This is a genomic window from Massilia sp. LXY-5 (assembly GCF_059801075.1).
Map to the genome: position 1 here is coordinate 249549 of NZ_JBNNEH010000003.1, position 16232 is coordinate 265780.

16 protein-coding genes are annotated in these 16232 nt (G+C 64.7%); 9 read left to right on the top strand and 7 right to left on the bottom strand.

Features of this window, described 5'->3' with window-relative positions:
• Positions 1-322: 322 nt before the first annotated feature.
• The 4 genes from ACI48I_RS10150 to nhaR form a co-directional block, all read right to left on the bottom strand.
• Positions 323-1882 carry a hybrid sensor histidine kinase/response regulator gene (locus ACI48I_RS10150; protein WP_498574098.1) on the bottom strand — a complete coding sequence of 520 codons (1560 nt, stop codon included), beginning with the start codon at positions 1880-1882 and terminating at the stop codon, positions 323-325.
• Positions 1879-2685 (bottom strand): alpha/beta fold hydrolase, encoded by an 807-nt coding sequence (locus ACI48I_RS10155; RefSeq protein ID WP_498574099.1) that lies wholly within the window; start codon positions 2683-2685, stop codon positions 1879-1881. The genes ACI48I_RS10150 and ACI48I_RS10155 overlap by 4 nt, the downstream gene beginning before the upstream one ends.
• Positions 2686-2781: 96 nt before the next feature.
• A complete protein-coding gene (locus tag ACI48I_RS10160; protein WP_193687021.1) occupies positions 2782-4134 on the bottom strand; it encodes a hemolysin family protein in 1353 nt (450 codons plus the stop codon).
• 69 nt (positions 4135-4203) lie between these two features.
• Positions 4204-5100 (bottom strand): transcriptional activator NhaR, encoded by an 897-nt coding sequence (gene nhaR / locus ACI48I_RS10165; protein ID WP_498574100.1) that lies wholly within the window; start codon positions 5098-5100, stop codon positions 4204-4206.
• Between the two features lie 117 nt (positions 5101-5217).
• On the opposite strand from nhaR, the gene ACI48I_RS10170 reads away from it, so the two are divergent.
• The 4 genes from ACI48I_RS10170 (at position 5218) to ACI48I_RS10185 (ending at position 8407) form a co-directional block, all read left to right on the top strand.
• Positions 5218-6285 carry a DUF475 domain-containing protein gene (locus ACI48I_RS10170; protein WP_193687019.1) on the top strand — a complete coding sequence of 356 codons (1068 nt, stop codon included), beginning with the start codon at positions 5218-5220 and terminating at the stop codon, positions 6283-6285.
• A 190-nt stretch (positions 6286-6475) separates the two neighbouring features.
• Positions 6476-7051, top strand: a complete 576-nt coding sequence (locus ACI48I_RS10175; protein ID WP_193687018.1) for a TerD family protein — start codon at positions 6476-6478, stop codon at positions 7049-7051.
• Positions 7052-7106: 55 nt separating this feature from the next.
• Complete coding sequence (locus tag ACI48I_RS10180; RefSeq protein ID WP_193687017.1) at positions 7107-7802, top strand: TIGR00266 family protein; 696 nt, start codon at positions 7107-7109, stop codon at positions 7800-7802.
• A gap of 23 nt (positions 7803-7825) precedes the next feature.
• Positions 7826-8407: a TerD family protein gene (locus ACI48I_RS10185; protein ID WP_193687016.1), complete on the top strand. Its 582-nt coding sequence runs from the start codon at positions 7826-7828 to the stop codon at positions 8405-8407.
• Between the two features lie 58 nt (positions 8408-8465).
• Here ACI48I_RS10185 and ACI48I_RS10190 read toward each other — a convergent pair whose 3' ends face one another.
• The gene (locus tag ACI48I_RS10190) at positions 8466-8909 is read right to left on the bottom strand and encodes a DUF1003 domain-containing protein (RefSeq protein ID WP_498574101.1); all 444 of its coding nucleotides are present in this window, start codon (positions 8907-8909) and stop codon (positions 8466-8468) included.
• 240 nt (positions 8910-9149) lie between these two features.
• On the opposite strand from ACI48I_RS10190, the gene ACI48I_RS10195 reads away from it, so the two are divergent.
• The 3 genes from ACI48I_RS10195 to ACI48I_RS10205 are packed head-to-tail and all read left to right on the top strand — an operon-like array spanning position 9150 to position 11724.
• Positions 9150-9548 (top strand): GntR family transcriptional regulator, encoded by a 399-nt coding sequence (locus ACI48I_RS10195; RefSeq protein WP_498574102.1) that lies wholly within the window; start codon positions 9150-9152, stop codon positions 9546-9548.
• The gene (locus tag ACI48I_RS10200; RefSeq protein ID WP_498574103.1) at positions 9545-10300 is read left to right on the top strand and encodes an ABC transporter ATP-binding protein; all 756 of its coding nucleotides are present in this window, start codon (positions 9545-9547) and stop codon (positions 10298-10300) included. Before ACI48I_RS10195 ends, ACI48I_RS10200 begins: the two co-directional genes overlap by 4 nt.
• Positions 10297-11724 carry a hypothetical protein gene (locus ACI48I_RS10205; protein WP_498574104.1) on the top strand — a complete coding sequence of 476 codons (1428 nt, stop codon included), beginning with the start codon at positions 10297-10299 and terminating at the stop codon, positions 11722-11724. Before ACI48I_RS10200 ends, ACI48I_RS10205 begins: the two co-directional genes overlap by 4 nt.
• Here the strand turns inward: ACI48I_RS10205 and ggt are convergent, their stop codons facing one another.
• Both ggt and ACI48I_RS10215 read right to left on the bottom strand, forming a co-directional pair.
• Positions 11725-13479, bottom strand: a complete 1755-nt coding sequence (ggt, locus tag ACI48I_RS10210; protein WP_498574105.1) for a gamma-glutamyltransferase — start codon at positions 13477-13479, stop codon at positions 11725-11727. It lies immediately after the preceding gene.
• 24 nt (positions 13480-13503) lie between these two features.
• Positions 13504-13893 carry a hypothetical protein gene (locus ACI48I_RS10215; RefSeq protein WP_193687010.1) on the bottom strand — a complete coding sequence of 130 codons (390 nt, stop codon included), beginning with the start codon at positions 13891-13893 and terminating at the stop codon, positions 13504-13506.
• A gap of 146 nt (positions 13894-14039) precedes the next feature.
• Between ACI48I_RS10215 and pstS the strand changes: the two genes are divergently transcribed.
• Both pstS and ACI48I_RS10225 read left to right on the top strand, forming a co-directional pair.
• A complete protein-coding gene (pstS, locus tag ACI48I_RS10220) occupies positions 14040-15083 on the top strand; it encodes a phosphate ABC transporter substrate-binding protein PstS (protein ID WP_193687009.1) in 1044 nt (347 codons plus the stop codon).
• Between the two features lie 153 nt (positions 15084-15236).
• Complete coding sequence (locus ACI48I_RS10225; RefSeq protein ID WP_193687008.1) at positions 15237-16193, top strand: IS1595 family transposase; 957 nt, start codon at positions 15237-15239, stop codon at positions 16191-16193.
• The last annotated feature ends 39 nt before the right edge of the window (positions 16194-16232 follow it).

A 16232-nucleotide genomic window follows, 5' to 3' on the forward strand; every position in this document is an offset into this window, starting at 1 on the left:
GACGAGGTTCAGCCGGCGCCAGTCCACGCGAATCTGCGCCTTGGCTAAGATGCTCGCCCTCTACCGGGCGATTGCGGAAAGAGACACCGGTCTGTAGATAGAGTTACCGATCCCCATAGGCCAGTCAGTGTCGCGCGATAAATGGCGAAAGCGGATGAAGGAAGATGCAACGCACTTTCAGCTTGCCATACCTACAACCGAAGAATTGACGGAATACTCGACGGGCAACAAGACCGACGCGGCTGCCGACAGCCGCCGGCGGTGTGAATCGAGATAAATGCTGTTCGATTGAGCAGATGCGTACCGCGTGGGCACAAGTGCCCTACGAGGCCGCCAGCAGTGCTCTCAATTTGTCGAAGTCGATCGGCTTGGTCAGGTGATGGTCAAATCCCGCCGCGAACGCGAGCTGCTTGTCCGCCTCCTGCCCCCAGCCGGTGGCGGCGATCAACAGCAGATTGTCTCCGCCCGGGCGCTGGCGCACGCGGCGCGCCAGTTCGTAGCCGTTCATGTCGGGCAGGCCGATATCGAACAGGGCCACCTGCGGCTGGAACTGGTCCAGCACCTCCAGGGCCTCGGCGGCGCTGTGCGCGACGCGCGCCAGGCAGCCCGACAGTTCGAGGAACATCTGCAGGGTCTCGGCCGCGTCGACATTGTCGTCCACCACCAGCACGCTGGTTGGCGCGACGGCATCGGAGGCGGTGGCAATGGTGGCCGGCGTCGCCTGCACCGAGGCCAGCGGCAGGCGCACCGTGAAGGTGGTGCCGCGGCCTTCGCCTGCGCTCTCGACGCCGATGCTGCCGCCGTGCAGGGCCAGGATGCCGCGTACCAGCGCGAGCCCGATGCCGAGGCCGCCCTTCGAGCGGTCGAGCGCCGGTTTCAGCTGCGAGAACATGTCGAACACGGTGCCCAGCGCATGCGCGGGGATGCCGATACCGTTGTCGCGTACCGTGATCACGGCTTCCTGTCCTTCGCTGCGCAGTTCGAGGTCGATGGTGCCGCCGTCCGGCGTGTACTTGCAGGCGTTCGTCAGCAGGTTGACTCCCACCTGGAGCAGCCGCGTCGGGTCGGCCTCGACCACCGCACCCGGTGCGTCGACCGTCACGTTCAGGGTATGCCCGGCGGCGCGCATCATGGCCGCCACGTCCTCGACCGCACCGTGCACGATATCGGCCAGCAGCACGGGCTCGCGGCGCAGCTCCATGCGGCCCTGGGTGATGCGCGAGACTTCCATCAGGTCGTCGACCAGGTGCGTCAAATGATGCAGCTGGCGGTCGAACACGTCGAGCAGGGGACGCCGCTCCGCACCGGCGCCGTGCTCGAGCTTCAGCACCTCCAGGGCGCTGCGCATCGGCGCCAGCGGATTCCTCAGTTCGTGCGACAGGGTGGCGAGGAATTCATCCTTGCGGCGGTCGGCGTCGGACAGGGCCAGGTTCAGGGCGCGCAGCTGGGTTTCGGCCTCGAGCCGGGCCTCGAGAGCCTGCTCGGCACTTTTACGCGCGGCCAGCAGTTCGCGCTCGTAGGAACGCCGCTCGTTCACGGCGAACAAGGCCCATTCGTCGAAGGCCGCGCCGTCGACGATCCGGCGCACGATGTTCACCAGGACCGGCACGCGCTGCCCGGCGCTGTCGCGCAGCTCGACCTGCAACTGGGCCACCGAACCCTGCACCTGAAGCAGCGGCAGGCAGTGGGTCTGGTGGAACAGGCGGGCGCCCACCGGCAGGCGCTCCTGGATGCGCACCTTGTTCACCAGCGCGCTCGCCGAATAGCCGAGCCAGCGGCACAGCGTCGCGTTCGCGCGCAGGATCAGGCCGGCGCCGTCGGTCAGCAGCAGGCCGCAGGGGGCGTGCTGGTAGAGCGTGTCGTCGTCCGGCAATCCGTTCAAGCCTGCAGTCCCTGCTGGTCGAGGAAGGCCTGGGTCAGGCGCACGCAGTCCTGCGGCGCGCTCATGTGCGGGCAGTGGCCGACGTTTTGTACCTGCTCGAGCCGGCTGCCGGCAAGCCGCTCGCGCAGCCAGGCGCCCACTGCGCGCGGTGCGATCAGGTCGTCGCTGCACTGCAGGATCAGCGTCGGCAGGGTCGCGTCCGGGAGGTCGGCGCGGTGGTCGGACAGGAAGGTGACGCGGCCGAAATGGCGGGCGATGTCGGGATCGTTGCGGCAGAAGCTGTTGGTCAGTTCGATGCCCAGGTGCGGCAGGTTGGGCGCGCCCATGATGACCGGCGCCATCGCGCTCGACCAGCCGAGATAGTTCGCTTCCATCGTATCGAGCAGCTCGTCGATGTCGCCGCGCGAAAAGCCGCCGCGGTAGTCGCCGTCGTCGATATAGCAGGGCGAAGGCGCGATCATGACCTGGGCCAGGAAGCGTTCGGGCGCCTTGATCCCGGCCAGCATGCCGATCATGGCGCTGACCGAATGGCCGACATACACGACCGGGCCTTTCAGGTCGTCGATAATTTCAAGCAGGTCGTCGGCATGGCCATGCAGGGTCGCGTGGCGCTCGCGGTCGTAGGCCGCCAGGTCGGAGTTGCCGCTGCCCGTCAGGTCGAAGGTGACCACGCGGTAGCGGTCCGCAAAGGCGGGCGCCATGAAGCGCCACACGACCTGGTCGCAGCCGAAGCCATGCGCAAACACGAGGGTGATGGGGCCGCTGCCCGTGATGGTCACGTTGTTACGAAGACGCACGTTCATACGGGCCTCACTGTGAACTGATGATTTTTCCAACGAAACATTATACGCATGCAAAGCGGTGCGCAGGGCAGCGGCTTTGTAACGCGTTTGTACGTCTTAGCTCAGTTCGTCTTCGTCTTCGCCGCGCTCCAGGCGCGGGATCACTTTCACCAGCAGGATGCGCGGGCCGTTCGTCTTTTTCACGACCACGTCGAATTTCGGGAACTCGATGCGCTGCCCCTGTTTCGGAATGTCGCCCAGCTTCGCCATCAGCAGGCCGCCGACCGATTCGACGTCGTCCAGGCCCATCTCTTCGTTGTCGATGTCGATGCCGAGCAGGCGTTCGAGCGAATAGATCGGCAGTGAGGCCTTGCCGATATAGGTGCCGTCCGACTGCGGCAGCCAGTCGTTTTCGTTCATCCGGAATTCGTCGCGGATCTCGCCGACCATCGCGCCGAGCAGGTTGTCGAGCGTAATGAAGCCGACCGGGCGCTTGCCCTTTTCGCCGATCAGGGCGAAGTGCGGGGCGCCGGTGCGGAAGCGGCGGAAGATGTCCTGGGCCGGCGTGCGCGCCGAGATCGTCTCGACCGGGCGCAGGAATTGCGAGAGGTCGCTGATGTCTTTCCCCGACTGCTGGGCGAAGAACAGGTCTTTCAGGTGGATCACGCCCAGCACTTCCTCGCCTTCCTCGTCGAAATAGGGATAGCGCGAGAAGCGGTTGCGGCGCACCGTGTCGAGGTTTTCCTCGATCGACAGGTCTTCGTGCAGGGCGATCACCTCGTTGATCGGACGCATCAGGTCGGACACGGCCATTTCGGAAAACTCCAGCGACTGCGCCAGGATGTGGCGCTCGTCATGGGTGAATTTCTCCTTGCCGGTGCTGGTGCTGGTGTTGGTGCGCAGGATGAGTTTCAGTTCGTCGGTCGAATAATGGGTTTCGTGGCTGCCGGTGCCGGCCAGGCCCGCCACGCGCAGCACGCCGTTCGCGCTCGCGTTCAGCAGCCAGATCGCCGGGTACATGGCCCAGTAAAAACCGTACAAAGGCAGCGCGCACCACATGGCGACGACTTCGGGAATCCGGATCGCGAGCGATTTCGGCGCCAGTTCGCCGACCACGATGTGGAGGAAGGAGATGACGCTGAAGGCGACGACAAAGGAGACGCCGTGGATGATCTGGGGGGAGGTCACGCCGACCAGGCCGAACACCGGTTCGAGCAGGCTGGCAAAGGCCGGTTCGCCGACCCAGCCCAGGCCGAGGGAGGCGAGGGTGATGCCGAGCTGGCAGGCGGACAGGTATTCGTCGAGCTGGCCGTGGACCTTGGCCAGGATGCGGCCGCGCAGGCCCGAGGTTTTGGCGATGGCGCGCACGCGCGTTTTACGTAACGTGACGATGCCGAATTCCGCCGCCACGAAGAAGCCGTTCAGGACAACCAGGAAGAGGGCCAGAACGACAAATAGAATATTTTCCATACAAGATGTGAGTTAATAAAAGGCAAAGCCGATGCCCATTGTACAAGGTTCACTGAGCTCAACGGTTCGCTAGCCGTCCTGATGCATCGAAGCCAGGATCGCTTCGACCGCCGGATGCTGGATCTTTCTCTCGTTCGAGATCGCATAGAACTGCTCGCGCACCTGCGGTACCCGGCCCACCAGCACCGCCTGCAACTGTTCGGCCAGGTCGCTGGCGAGCGCCGCCGGCGCGAAGAACAGGCCCAGGCCGCGCCGGCCGAAGGTATTCAGTAAAGCGTTGTCCTCGAACTCGCCCACCACGTCGGGGTGCACGCCCTGCAGCTCGAACCATTCGTCGATCTTCAGGCGCAGGGCATTATTCCTTGTCGGCAGCAGGAAAGGCGCGCCATTCAGGTTCTTCGGGAAGTCGGGCGAATGGATCTGCGCCAGCGCGGCCGTGCCGACCACCGTCATCTCGCTCTCGAACAGCAGGTGGCTGAATACGCGCAGGGTGCTGCCGGTCGGCAGCGCGCGGTCGGTCAGCACCACGTCGAGTTTATGGAGGGCCAGGTCGGCCAGCAGCGCCTCGTACTGGCCCTCGTAGCAGACCAGGCGTACCGGGGTGGCGAGCTGGGTGGTCGCTTCCAGCAGGCGGTAGGCCGTCAGTTTCGGCAGCGAGTCGGAAATCCCGACCGAGAGACGGGTGCGCAGGGTGGACGACTGGTCGAGCGCATCCTGCATTTGCTCGCCGAGGAGAAAAATCTGGTCGGCATAGGTGCGCGCCAGTTCGCCCGCGTCGCTCAGCACCAGGCGCCGGCCCTGCTGGGTGAACAGCGATTTGCCCAGGGACTGCTCGAGCAGGGCGATCTGGCTGCTGACGGTCTGCACGGCCAGGCCCAGGCGCTCGGCCGCGCGCGTGATGCTGCCCTCCTTGGCGACGACCCAGAAATAGTACAGGTGGCGAAAATTGGTGCCCGCGTTTTTCATCTTCAGCTCGATCTCTTCCGTTTTCTCGAAGTATTCCTTCGATTATCTTCGCTTTTTCAATAAGTCGCCAGCCCTTACACTGCATCCCGTCAACAACAACATTGAAGGGAAATCAATATGAAGCACTTCAGGGGATCATTCCTCGTCGCTATCGTCTGCCTGGGATTAGCGGGCTGGTGGGGCTACGAGCATGCGGGCCTGTCCGGCGCGCTGACGGCCATTGGCGTGGCCACCATCCTGTCGATCATGGAGGTGTCGCTCTCCTTCGATAACGCCGTGGTCAACGCCTCGGTCCTGAAAGGCTGGAACGAGTTCTGGCTGAAGCTGTTCCTGGGCCTGGGCATGATCATCGCCGTGTTCGGTATGCGCCTCGTGTTCCCGCTGGTCATCGTCGCCGTTGCGGCCGACCTGGGGATCACCGAAGTGTGGAACCTGGCACTGTCCGATCCGAAAGGCTTCTCGTCGCACCTGACGGCCCACCACGCTGAAGTGGCGGCTTTCGGCGGCATGTTCCTGATGCTGGTCTTCCTGAACTTCCTGCTTGACTCGGACAAGGAAACCCACTGGCTCGGACACTTCGAGAAGAAGCTCGGTTCGCTGGGCAAGATTTCCTCGATCGCCGTGATGATCGCGCTCGCTTCGCTGCTGTTCTCGATGACCTTCGTCGAAGCTGGCCAGAAGATGGTGGTTCTGGTTGCCGGTATCTGGGGCATCCTGGTGTATGTCGGTGTCGACATGATCAGCGGCCTGCTGGAGAAGGAAGAAGAAGGCGGCGGCGACGTCGGCGACATGGTCAAGAAGGGCGGTATCGGCGGCTTCCTGTACCTGGAAGTGCTGGACGCATCGTTCTCCTTCGACGGCGTGATCGGCGCCTTTGCGATCACCACCGACGTCGTGATCATCATGCTGGGCCTGGCAATCGGCGCGATGTTCGTGCGTTCGATGACGGTCTACCTGGTCAAGAAGGGCACGCTGGACGAGTTCGTGTACCTGGAGCACGGCGCGCACTACGCGATCGGTATCCTGGCCGTGATCATGCTGGCAAGTATGAAGTTCCACGTGCCTGAGATCGTGACGGGCCTGACGGGTGTGGCGTTCATTGCGGCTTCGCTGTGGTCGTCGATCCAGTACAAGAAGAAGCATGCTGCTCTGGAAGCGCATGAAGGTGTCAAAGAGCTGGCGTAAGCGGTAAGGAAATGTCGTACCGCGTGGGCATGCCCACGCGGTACAGAGCAAGAGCAGCAGCACAGAATTCCGCGCAGCGCCACAAGCGATGCGCCCAACGAACCGCACGGCGAATGGCAGAACACCAGTTCGCTGCGCGTGGTAACCCCGGTGTTCAATAAAGTAGTACTCACTCAGGAGATACAACATCATGGCAATCAGTCTGCAAAAAGGCGGCAACGTCAACCTGTCGAAAGAAGCTCCAGGCCTGACCAACCTCAAGGTCGGCCTTGGCTGGGACACCCGCGCCACCGACGGCGCGGCCTTCGACCTCGACGGCGCGGTCTTCCTGCTGAACTCGTCGGGCAAGGTACGTTCCGACGCCGACTTCATCTTCTACAACAACCTGAAGTCGGCCGACGGCTCGGTCGTCCACTCGGGCGACAACAAGACCGGCGAAGGCGCGGGCGACGACGAGAGCGTCTCGGTCGACCTGACCAAGGTTCCGGCCGACGTCGACAAGATCGTGCTGGCAGTCACCATCCACGACGCCGACACCCGCCGCCAGAACTTCGGCATGGTCGGCAAGGCCTTCATTCGCTGCATCAACGCCAATGGCGAGAGCGAAATTGCCCGCTACGACCTGTCGGAAGACGGCTCGACGGAAGCGGCGATGATCTTCGGCGAGGTGTATCGTAACGGCGCCGACTGGAAATTCCGCGCCATTGGCCAGGGCTTCCAGGGCGGCCTGGGGCCACTCGCCAAGAACTACGGCGTCAACGTTTAATTAACAGGTTCGCGGTCTCTCCCTGAACGGAGGGCCGCATTTCAAAGGAAGCCAAATGCCAACTTTTACCGTGACCGGGGATGTCGATCCCTTCCTGCATGTGTCGATGCGTCAGGGCGAAACCATCTATTGCGAGTCCGACGCGATGGTGATGATGGAATCGACCCTCGACCTGAAAGGCAAGATGCGGGGCGGGCTCGGCAGCGCGCTGATGCGCACCTTCGCCAACGGCGAGTCCTTCTTCCAGCAGCACATCGAAGCCACGCGCGGCGCCGGCGACTGCCTGCTCTCGCCGACGCTGCCGGGTGCGATGCAGATCGTCGACGTCGGCCCGAACAATTACATCATCAGCGACGGCGCCTTTGTCGCGGCTTCGTCCGGCGTCGGCCTGAACGTGCGCACCCAGAGCATCGGCAATGCGCTCTTCGCCAACAGCGGTGGCTTCTTCGTCACCGAGACGAGCGGCCAGGGGCAGGTCGTGGTGTCGGGTTTCGGGTCGATGTCGATGCTGGACGTCGAGCCGGGCAAGGACGCGATCATCGACAATTCGCACGTCGTGTGCTGGGACAGCACGCTACGCTACGAGATCTCGATCACGACCGGCACCAGCGGTGGCTTCCTGGGTAACCTGATCAACAGCCAAACCAGCGGCGAGGGCATGGTCCTGCGCTTTTCGGGCAAGGGCAAGGTCTACGTGTGTTCGCGTAACCGTGCCGCCTTTAAAGCCTGGATGCAAACGCCCGCCAAATAAGTCTGCTCACAAGGAGTAATGCAATGACAGTCAATCTGCAAAAAGGCCAGAAAATCTCGCTCTCGAAAGAGGGCGGCGGCGCACTCACCCGCGTCACGATGGGCCTCGGCTGGGACGCCATCAAGACCAAGGGCTTCCTCGGCTTCGGCGCGAAGACCGAAAGCGTCGACCTCGACGCCTCGGTGGTGATGTTCGACGAATCGAACCGTCCGGTGGACACCGTCTGGTTCCGCCAGCTCAAAAGCAAGGACGGCAGCATCGTCCACACCGGCGACAACCGCACCGGCGCGGGCGACGGCGACGACGAGCAGATCAACGTCGACCTGTCCAGCGTGCCGCCGAACGTGAAGTCCCTGGTCTTCACCGTGAACAGCTTCACGGGCCAGAACTTCTCGCAGGTGCAAAACGCCTACTGCCGCCTGCTCGACGCATCCGGCAACAAGGAAGTGGCGCGCTACGACCTGTCGGTGCAGGGCGCCCACACGGCCCAGGTGATGGCCAAGCTCTACCGTCACAATGGCGAATGGAAGATGCATGCGATCGGCGAAAATGCCAGCGGCCGCACCTTCGATGACCTGATGCCGGCCATTACGCCGCATCTGTAATCGGTCGTTTGTCGTAGTCGAGGAAACCGGGGATACGTCCCCGGTTTTTTTTCGCACCTCAGTGTTGTTGCTCGCTATCCCGCAGCAGATGCTGGTGCATTTCCGCCGTCAGCTTTTCGATGCGTTCCGCCATCGTCCTGGTGATTTCCGTCAGTTCCGTATTCCGGCGCAGCAATTCCAACATCTGCTCGGATTGCCTGGTCGAGGCGGCGGCGATGGCTTCGCGGTGCTTGGCATCCGCGTCGGAGTGCGCCTTGTCGCGCGCCGCCTGGCGCGTTTGCGCGAGCAGGATAAGCGGGGCCGCGTAGGCTGCCTGCAGGCTGAACGCCAGATTGAGCAGGATGAAGGGGTACAGGTCGAAATGCATGAACCCGAGTGCGTTGGCGGCGATCCAGACAGCAACAATCAAGGTTTGCGCACCGAGGAAAACAGGCGTTCCGAAGAAACGGGCGAAGGCTTCCGCTTTCAATCCGAACACGTCGCTGCCGAAGGTCTTGAACAAATGCTCGTGCTGACGATGAAAGCGCAAGTGGTCGACATCGGGTTCGCCTTCCGAAGGCAAAGCGGAGATTTGAGACGAGTTCATGACACCCCCTGGGACGAACGGACGACCCACTATAGCCCGAATCGTCGTGAGAAAACTGCATGTACGGGCGTGCCGGCCCCGACTTTGTTTGACATTTCTTGTTGACATCATCCGAGAATGAGCTTAGTGTATTAATTAACTAATACACTAAGCGCCATGACCACCCACTCCGCCCAGCTGTTCTCGATCACCACCGGCTCCTCCGAGCCGATCTACCGCCAGCTCGTCGAGCAGGTGCGGCGCCTGATTGCCGCCGGCCAGATGGTCCCCGGCGACGGCATGCCTTCGGTGCGCGAGGTCGCCCAGGCGCTGACGCTCAATCCGATGACCGTCTCCAAGGCCTACGGCCTGCTCGAGATGGAAGGGCTGTTGACGCGCAAGCGCGGCATGGGCATGAGCATCGCCGACCGCGCCGGCACCCGGCACAGCGCCCTCGAGCGCGCCGAACTGCTGCGTCCAGTCCTGGAACGCGCGGCCATGGAGGCGCGCCAGCTCGAACTCGATCCCGACACCGTCCTCTCCCTGTTCACCCACATCCTGAAGGAACAAGCATGAACACCCCGATCGTCCGGCTGTCCTCGGTCCGCAAGCAGTTCGGCAGTACTCCCGTCCTGAATGGCCTCGACTGGCAGGTGATGCCGGGCCAGGTGATCGGCCTGCTGGGGCGCAACGGCGCCGGCAAGTCGACCCTGCTCGAATGCCTGCTCGGCCTGCGCGAAGCGGATGGGGGAGCGGTCACCATCTACGGCGAGGATGTGAACGCGCTGTCGGACGCCACCCGTGCCCGGATTGCTTACGTGCCGCAGAAATCGGACCTGTTCGAGTGGCTCACGCCGCGCCAGATGCTGGACTACTTCAAGGCCCTGTATCCGCGCTGGAACGATGCCAAGGTCGATGCGCTGCTCGAACGCTGGGGTTTCGACCTGGTCAAGCAGGGCAGGGCGATCAGCAAGCTGTCCGGCGGCGAGCAGCAGCGCCTGGCCATCATCCGCGCGCTCGGACCCGATCCGGAACTGCTGGTCCTCGACGAGCCGGTCTCCGCGCTCGACCCGGTCGGCCGCCGCGAGTTCCTGCGCGAGCTGATCGACGGCGTCATCGAGCGCGGCACCACGGTCGTGTTCTCGACGCATATCCTGTCCGACCTGGAACGCGTTGCGCTCGATGTCGCTTTCCTGAAGGACGGCAGGATCGCGCTCCAGGGCCAGCTCGACGAACTGCTCGAAGGCGCGCACCGCGTCGCCGGCGCGCCGGGCCTGCGCGCCGAGCCGCTCAGCCTGGAAGACCTGTTCATCGAGGTGACGCAATGAGCCCGGCGCTGCGCGCGCATGCCGTGCTTGCACGGATGGCGCTCAGTTCGCGCCAGCCGCACGCCTGGATGATCGTGCTGTCCTTCGCGGCGGTAGCTGGGGTCACCATCGGTTTCCTGGTCCAGCTGAAAATGGACGACCCGATGCTGAGCATCGGCGTGGCGGCGCGTATCGGGCTGGCCGGCCTGCTCGCCGGCTGGGCGGGTTACTTCCTGCCGGGCGCCATCAAACTCAACACGCCGGCCAATGCGCGCCTGGTGCCGGCCCTGCGCCGCCGGCTGATGCAGCTGACGGCGGGCGCCTGGGCCGCTGCCACGCTCCTGGCGGCGCTGCTGGCGGTCGGCACCGGACTGGCCCCAAGCCTGGTCCTGCTGGGTGCCGGCGGCGGGCTCGCCACCTTCGCCCTGGCACGCACCGGCCACTGGGCGGGCGTCGCTGCGCAGTTCGGCCTGTTCCCCCTGGTTGCCCTATCGAGGGTGATTCCGGCCAGCGCGCTGGACCGGCTGGCGCATGGGGCCGGCCTGGCGGCGGCCAGCCTGCTGATGCTCGCCTACGGCGCCTTCACCCTCAGGACCATGTTCATGAACGGCGGCGAGCGCCATTACGCCCTGCGCGAACGGCAGAAGCTGCAGACCGAACGGCTGACGCCGAAAGGGCAATTCAGGGAAGGCAAGCCGAACCGGGTCTTCACGGCGGTCTACCTGGCCGCGCTGCGCCGCGACTGTGCCGGCCGCGATGCCGGCAAGCTGCTCGGCCACCTGCTGGGCGCGCGCGAGCACTGGAGCGGCCAGCTGCTGGCGCTGGCCGTGGTCACGCCGGTCCTCGGAGGTGCGCTGCTGGCCTTGCGGTTCTACGACGGCGATGCGGTGCGCCTCATGGTGGCCAATGGCGGCTGGGCAGTCGCGGCGAGCCTGATGCTGGTGCCCCTGTTCGACCACGAACGCCGCAACATCCGCCTGATGGAGACCCGCGGCGAACAAACCCTGCTGCGCCTGGCGCCCGCCATGCCCGCCGGCGCCGCCGCGTTCAACCGCACGCTGGCCGGCGTGCAGCTGCGCAGCGCCGTACTCGGATGGTGCCTGCAGGCCGGGGCAGTCGGATTGCTGACGCTCGCCGCCGGCGCGCCGGCCTCCTTCTACGTCCTGCAACTGTGCCTGTGCTGCCTGACGCTGCCGCTGATCGGCACCAACCTGCGCCAGCATGCCCGGCATGCCGGCCTGCTCGGACTCGGCCCGGCGTTCGCGCTGCTCGTGACGGCGGCGATCAGCTTCGCCGCCGGCGCCGCGATCCATGCCGTCTCGGGCCTGCCCATCACGGCAGGCGCTGCACTGGCCAGTGTCCTGATCGCGCTGGTGGTCGTGCCCTGGCGCTGGAAACGCAGCGTCGCTGCCCCGATCGCTTTTCCGGTCGGGCGCCTGGCCTGACTAGTGCGCGCTCTTCTGGACGAGTGCGCTGCCCACCCCGTGACGCCGGCCTTCGCTGACCGCCGTCACGGTGCCGTCCGGATTGAACACGATCGCATTCGCCGCGCCGATCTCCTCGGCCGGGTCTTCCCACTTGTGACCGAAGGCCGACAAGGCCTGCGCCTGGGCCGAGCCGCCGAAGCCCGGTTCGACCGAGGTGGCTGCGCCATTCCGTTCCGACAGGCGCGGCGCATTGACCGCCGCGTCCATCGGCATGCCGAAGTCGACGTAGTTGACGATCGTCTGCAGCACCGTGGTGATGATGGTCGCGCCGCCCGGGCTGCCGATGGTGAAGGCGGGCTTGCCGTCCTTCAGGGCGATGGTCGGCGCCATGCTGCTGCGCGGACGTTTACCGGCTTCCGGCACGTTCGGGCGCGGACCGGAAAAATCGAAATCGGTCATCTCGTTATTCAGCAGGAAGCCGTAGCCCGGCACCACGATACCGCTGCCGCCCCAGGACTCGATGGTGAAGGTATAGGAGACGACGTTGCCTTCCTTGTCGGAGACCGTGAAGTGGGTGGTGTGGGCGCTCTCGCGCTGTAGCGGCCGCGTTTGCGGGCGCAGCGGAATGCTCTGGTCGTCCTGGAAGGCGTAGGGATCGCCCGCACCGACATTCGCGCTGGCGCGCTTGAGGTCGATCTGGGCGCGGCGCTGCGCGGCGAACTCTTTCGACAGCAGGCCGCTTACTGGCGCATCGACGTATTCCGGATCGGCGATATAGGCGTTGCGGTCGGCAAAGGCAAGGCGGCTCGCTTCCAGGTACAGGTGCTCGGCGTTCGCACGCGGCAGCGATTTCAGGTCGTAGCCTTCGAGGATGTTCAGCGCTTCGGCGACAGTAATGCCGCCGCTGCTCGGCAGCGGCATGCCGTAGAGTTCATAGCCGCGGTAGGTGCTGAGCACCGGCTGGCGGATGCGCGCTTCGTAGTTGGCGAGATCGGCCAGCGTCATGCGGCCGGCGCGTACCTGAGCGCCGTTCGCCACCGGCGGCCTGTTGACGGCGTCGACGATGGCGCGCGCCATCGGGCCCTCATAAAAGGCGCGCTGACCTCTGGCGGCGATTTCGCGGTAGGCCTTGGCCATGTCGGGATTGCGCAGCGTGGTCCCGGCCGTCACGGCTTTCCCGTCGCGCAGGTACAGCGCCGACGTGGTGCCGAACTGCCGGAATTTGCCCTCATTTTCACGCGTCAGGTGCGAGAAAGTGTCGCTGACCGTAAAACCTTTGGTGGCGACGTCGATGGCCGGCGCCAGCACCTGCTTGAACTTCATGCTGCCGTAGCGCTCGAGCGCTTCGTGCCAGCCGCGCACCGTGCCCGGCACGCCGACCGATGCCCCGCTGGCGACCGCCTTCTCGAAATCGATCTCTTTACCGCCCTCCAAAAACACTGCTGGCGTGAAGGAGGCGGGCGCCGTTTCGCGGTGGTCGATCGTGATCACGCGCTTGTCCTTGGCGAGATAGATCACCATGAAGCCGCCGCCGCCGATGCCGCAGCTGAACGGATCGGTCACGCCCAGCGTCGCCGCGGCGGCGACTGCCGCGTCGATCGCGTTGCCGCCTTTGTTCAGGATGGCGAGCGCCGATTGCGAGGCCTTCTCGCTGATGGTGGCGACGGCGCCGCCGCTGCCGGTGGCGACCGGCGTCTTGGCAAGCGCCAGCGGCGCGTTGAGGATGATGGAAAGGGTCAGTGTGCAGGTGAGGGCGGTCGCGGATCGGGTCATGGAATGGTCGGCAAGGTTGAAGGATCAGGCGGGGACAAGCGTGATGGTGGCGCGATGAGGAGTCGGCATGGCCGGGGCGGGTGGGGCCGGGATCGCTGCCGGGTCGAGCAGGATGCGGCGCCCATGCAAGGCTGGCGGCGCCGCCTCGCGCTGCGCGGGCGAGAGCTCGACGGTGTCGAGCGCCACGCCGGCGCGCCGGATGCTGAAGCGGTAGCTCAGCCTGCCGGCCCAGATGCAGTGCACGTTCGGCGGGCAGCGGCTGTCGTCGACGGCATCGAAATGCAGGGTGGTGTCCGGCGCGACCACCAGCTCCTGGCCGGGTTCGAGGGTAAAAGTGCCGAGCACGGGCGGCGCCGGGGTGGCGCAGCCAAGCAGCGCGGCGCAGAGGACGGGAAGAGCGAACAGGTGGCGCATCGGAGCAATGGTCGTGTCGACAAGTGCAGCATAGCAAAAACGCCACAGTATCGGCGCATTTCGACCCGTCATACAGCGGTCATATTCGCGGACTAGACTGCGCTCGTCACTCAACCAACTGAGCCACACCCTGGGCCAAAGACAAAATGAAAATCAAGCACATGTTCAAAACGATGATCGTAGGTAGCGCTGCTGCGATGGTGATGTCCTCTTCCTTCGCCGCCGACGTGACGGGCGCAGGTGCGACCTTCCCATACCCGATCTACGCAAAGTGGGCGGAAATGTACAAGGCGGCCACCGGCACCGGCATGAACTACCAGTCGGTCGGCTCGGGCGCGGGCATCAAGCAGATCAAGGCAAAAACCGTCGATTTCGGCGCCTCGGACATGCCATTGAAAGCGGCTGAACTGGACGAAGCGGGCCTGATGCAGTTCCCGGCCATCATGGGCGGCGTGGTTGCCGTGGTGAATGTGGAAGGCGTGGCGCCGGGCCAGCTGAAACTGACCGGTCCGGTGCTGGCCGACATCTACCTGGGCAAGATCACCAAGTGGAATGCCCAGGAAATCGCCGCGCTGAACCCGGGCGTCAAGCTGCCTGCCGACGACATCACCGTCGTCCACCGCGCCGACAGCTCGGGCACCTCCTTCCTGTTCACCGACTACCTGTCGAAGGTGAACCCGGAATTCCAGTCGAAAATCGGCGCCGGCACGGCCGTGAAATGGGCCACCGGCGTCGGCGGCAAGGGCAACGAAGGCGTCGCCGCCAACGTGCAGCGCATCAAGGGTGCGATCGGCTATGTCGAGTGGGCCTACGCCAAGAAGAACAAGCTGTCGCACACCCAGCTCAAGAACAAGGACGGCCAGTTCCTGCAGCCGGACGACGAGCACTTCAAGGCCGCCGCCGCCAGCGCCGAGTGGACCAAGACCCCGGGCTTCGCCGTGGTCCTGACCGACACTGCCGGCAAGAGCAGCTGGCCGATCACCGGCGTGTCCTACATCCTGATGCACCGTGCACAGGCGGACGCGGCCAAGGGTAAAGAGGTCGTCAAGTTCTTCGACTACGCCTACAAGAACGGCAGCGCCGCCGCAGCCGAGCTGGACTACGTGCCGATGCCGGCATCGGTCGTCAAGCTGGTGCAGGGCGCCTGGAAGGCGCAGCTGAAGGATGCGTCGGGCGCGGCGATTTATTGATGCAAGCGGGCGCAGGCCCGCGTAGCGTTACCGGTAGGTTGGCGGCGGTCTTCACAGGGACCGCCGTTTTTTTTATGGCGCTGTTCGCGTTGAGTGTGGAATCTTCTTGAACGGCTGAGGTCCAAATGAGACTTCACCTGAGAGGAGGTTCGCATGCAAGCACGCAAGTTCGAGCACTTCCTGAAGAACCTGGCCGCGCTGACCCGGCGCCAGCGCGAACGTTTGCTCGGCCTGCTGCTGCCAACGGTCAAGCGCGATCGGACGGTGGACGTCATCGAGCAGGCGAGCGCGCCGCAACTTGCCTGTCCCGGTTGCGGCTTGAATCGCTTCCACAAGCACGGCCGCGCCAACGGGCTGCAGCGCTTTCGTTGCCGCGCTTGCGGCCGCACCTGCAATGCGCTCACCGGCACGCCGCTGGCGCGCCTGCGCCACAAAGGGCGCTGGCTCGATTACCTGGGCGGCATGCTCGACTCGCACAGCATCCGGCGCAGCGCCGCCCAGCTCGGCGTTGCCCGCGCCACCAGCTTTCGCTGGCGCCACCGTTTTCTCGCGCTCACTCAAAACGACCGACCCCAGCGCCTGGCCGGGATCGCCGAGGCCGACGAGATGTATGTGCTCGAATCACACAAAGGGTCCCGCTCGCTCGATCGGCCTCCACGCAAGCGCGGCGGAAAGGCGACAAAACGCGGCATTTCGAACGAGCAGATGTGCATCCTGGTCGCACGCGACCGGACCGGCCAGACGCTCGACTGGGTCCCGGGCAAGGGGCCTGTTACGCGGGCGCAATTGCACGAACATTTGAAAGTGCGCCTGGAGCCGGACGTGTTGCTGGTGACGGACGCCCATTCGGCCTACCGGCATTTCGCACGCGAAGCCGGTATCACCCATGAAGCGGTGAACTTGCAGGCGGGAATCCGGGTGCGCGGCGCGATCCACGTCCAGAATGTGAATGCCTATCACAGCCGCCTGCGCGGCTGGCTGCAGCCGTTTCGCGGGGTTGCCAGCCGTTACCTCGGCAACTATCTCGGCTGGCGCTGGGCGCTCGACGGCGCCCGTGTCAAGACGCCGGAGGCCTTGCTGCGAGCGGCAATCGGCATATTCCACGCTTAACGCGAACAGCGCCTTTTTTATTCGTGCCGGGCGAGCTGG

Coding starts and splice junctions, on each gene's coding strand:
- ACI48I_RS10185 (WP_193687016.1), top strand. CDS start 7,826: ATGACAGTCAATCTGCAAAAAGGCCAGAAAATCTCGCTCTCGAAAGAG.
- ACI48I_RS10180 (WP_193687017.1), top strand. CDS start 7,107: ATGCCAACTTTTACCGTGACCGGGGATGTCGATCCCTTCCTGCATGTG.
- ACI48I_RS10170 (WP_193687019.1), top strand. CDS start 5,218: ATGAAGCACTTCAGGGGATCATTCCTCGTCGCTATCGTCTGCCTGGGA.
- ACI48I_RS10225 (WP_193687008.1), top strand. CDS start 15,237: ATGCAAGCACGCAAGTTCGAGCACTTCCTGAAGAACCTGGCCGCGCTG.
- pstS (WP_193687009.1), top strand. CDS start 14,040: ATGAAAATCAAGCACATGTTCAAAACGATGATCGTAGGTAGCGCTGCT.
- ACI48I_RS10160 (WP_193687021.1), bottom strand. CDS start 4,134: ATGGAAAATATTCTATTTGTCGTTCTGGCCCTCTTCCTGGTTGTCCTG.
- ggt (WP_498574105.1), bottom strand. CDS start 13,479: ATGACCCGATCCGCGACCGCCCTCACCTGCACACTGACCCTTTCCATC.
- nhaR (WP_498574100.1), bottom strand. CDS start 5,100: ATGAAAAACGCGGGCACCAATTTTCGCCACCTGTACTATTTCTGGGTC.
- ACI48I_RS10175 (WP_193687018.1), top strand. CDS start 6,476: ATGGCAATCAGTCTGCAAAAAGGCGGCAACGTCAACCTGTCGAAAGAA.
- ACI48I_RS10200 (WP_498574103.1), top strand. CDS start 9,545: ATGAACACCCCGATCGTCCGGCTGTCCTCGGTCCGCAAGCAGTTCGGC.
- ACI48I_RS10215 (WP_193687010.1), bottom strand. CDS start 13,893: ATGCGCCACCTGTTCGCTCTTCCCGTCCTCTGCGCCGCGCTGCTTGGC.
- ACI48I_RS10195 (WP_498574102.1), top strand. CDS start 9,150: ATGACCACCCACTCCGCCCAGCTGTTCTCGATCACCACCGGCTCCTCC.
- ACI48I_RS10155 (WP_498574099.1), bottom strand. CDS start 2,685: ATGAACGTGCGTCTTCGTAACAACGTGACCATCACGGGCAGCGGCCCC.
- ACI48I_RS10205 (WP_498574104.1), top strand. CDS start 10,297: ATGAGCCCGGCGCTGCGCGCGCATGCCGTGCTTGCACGGATGGCGCTC.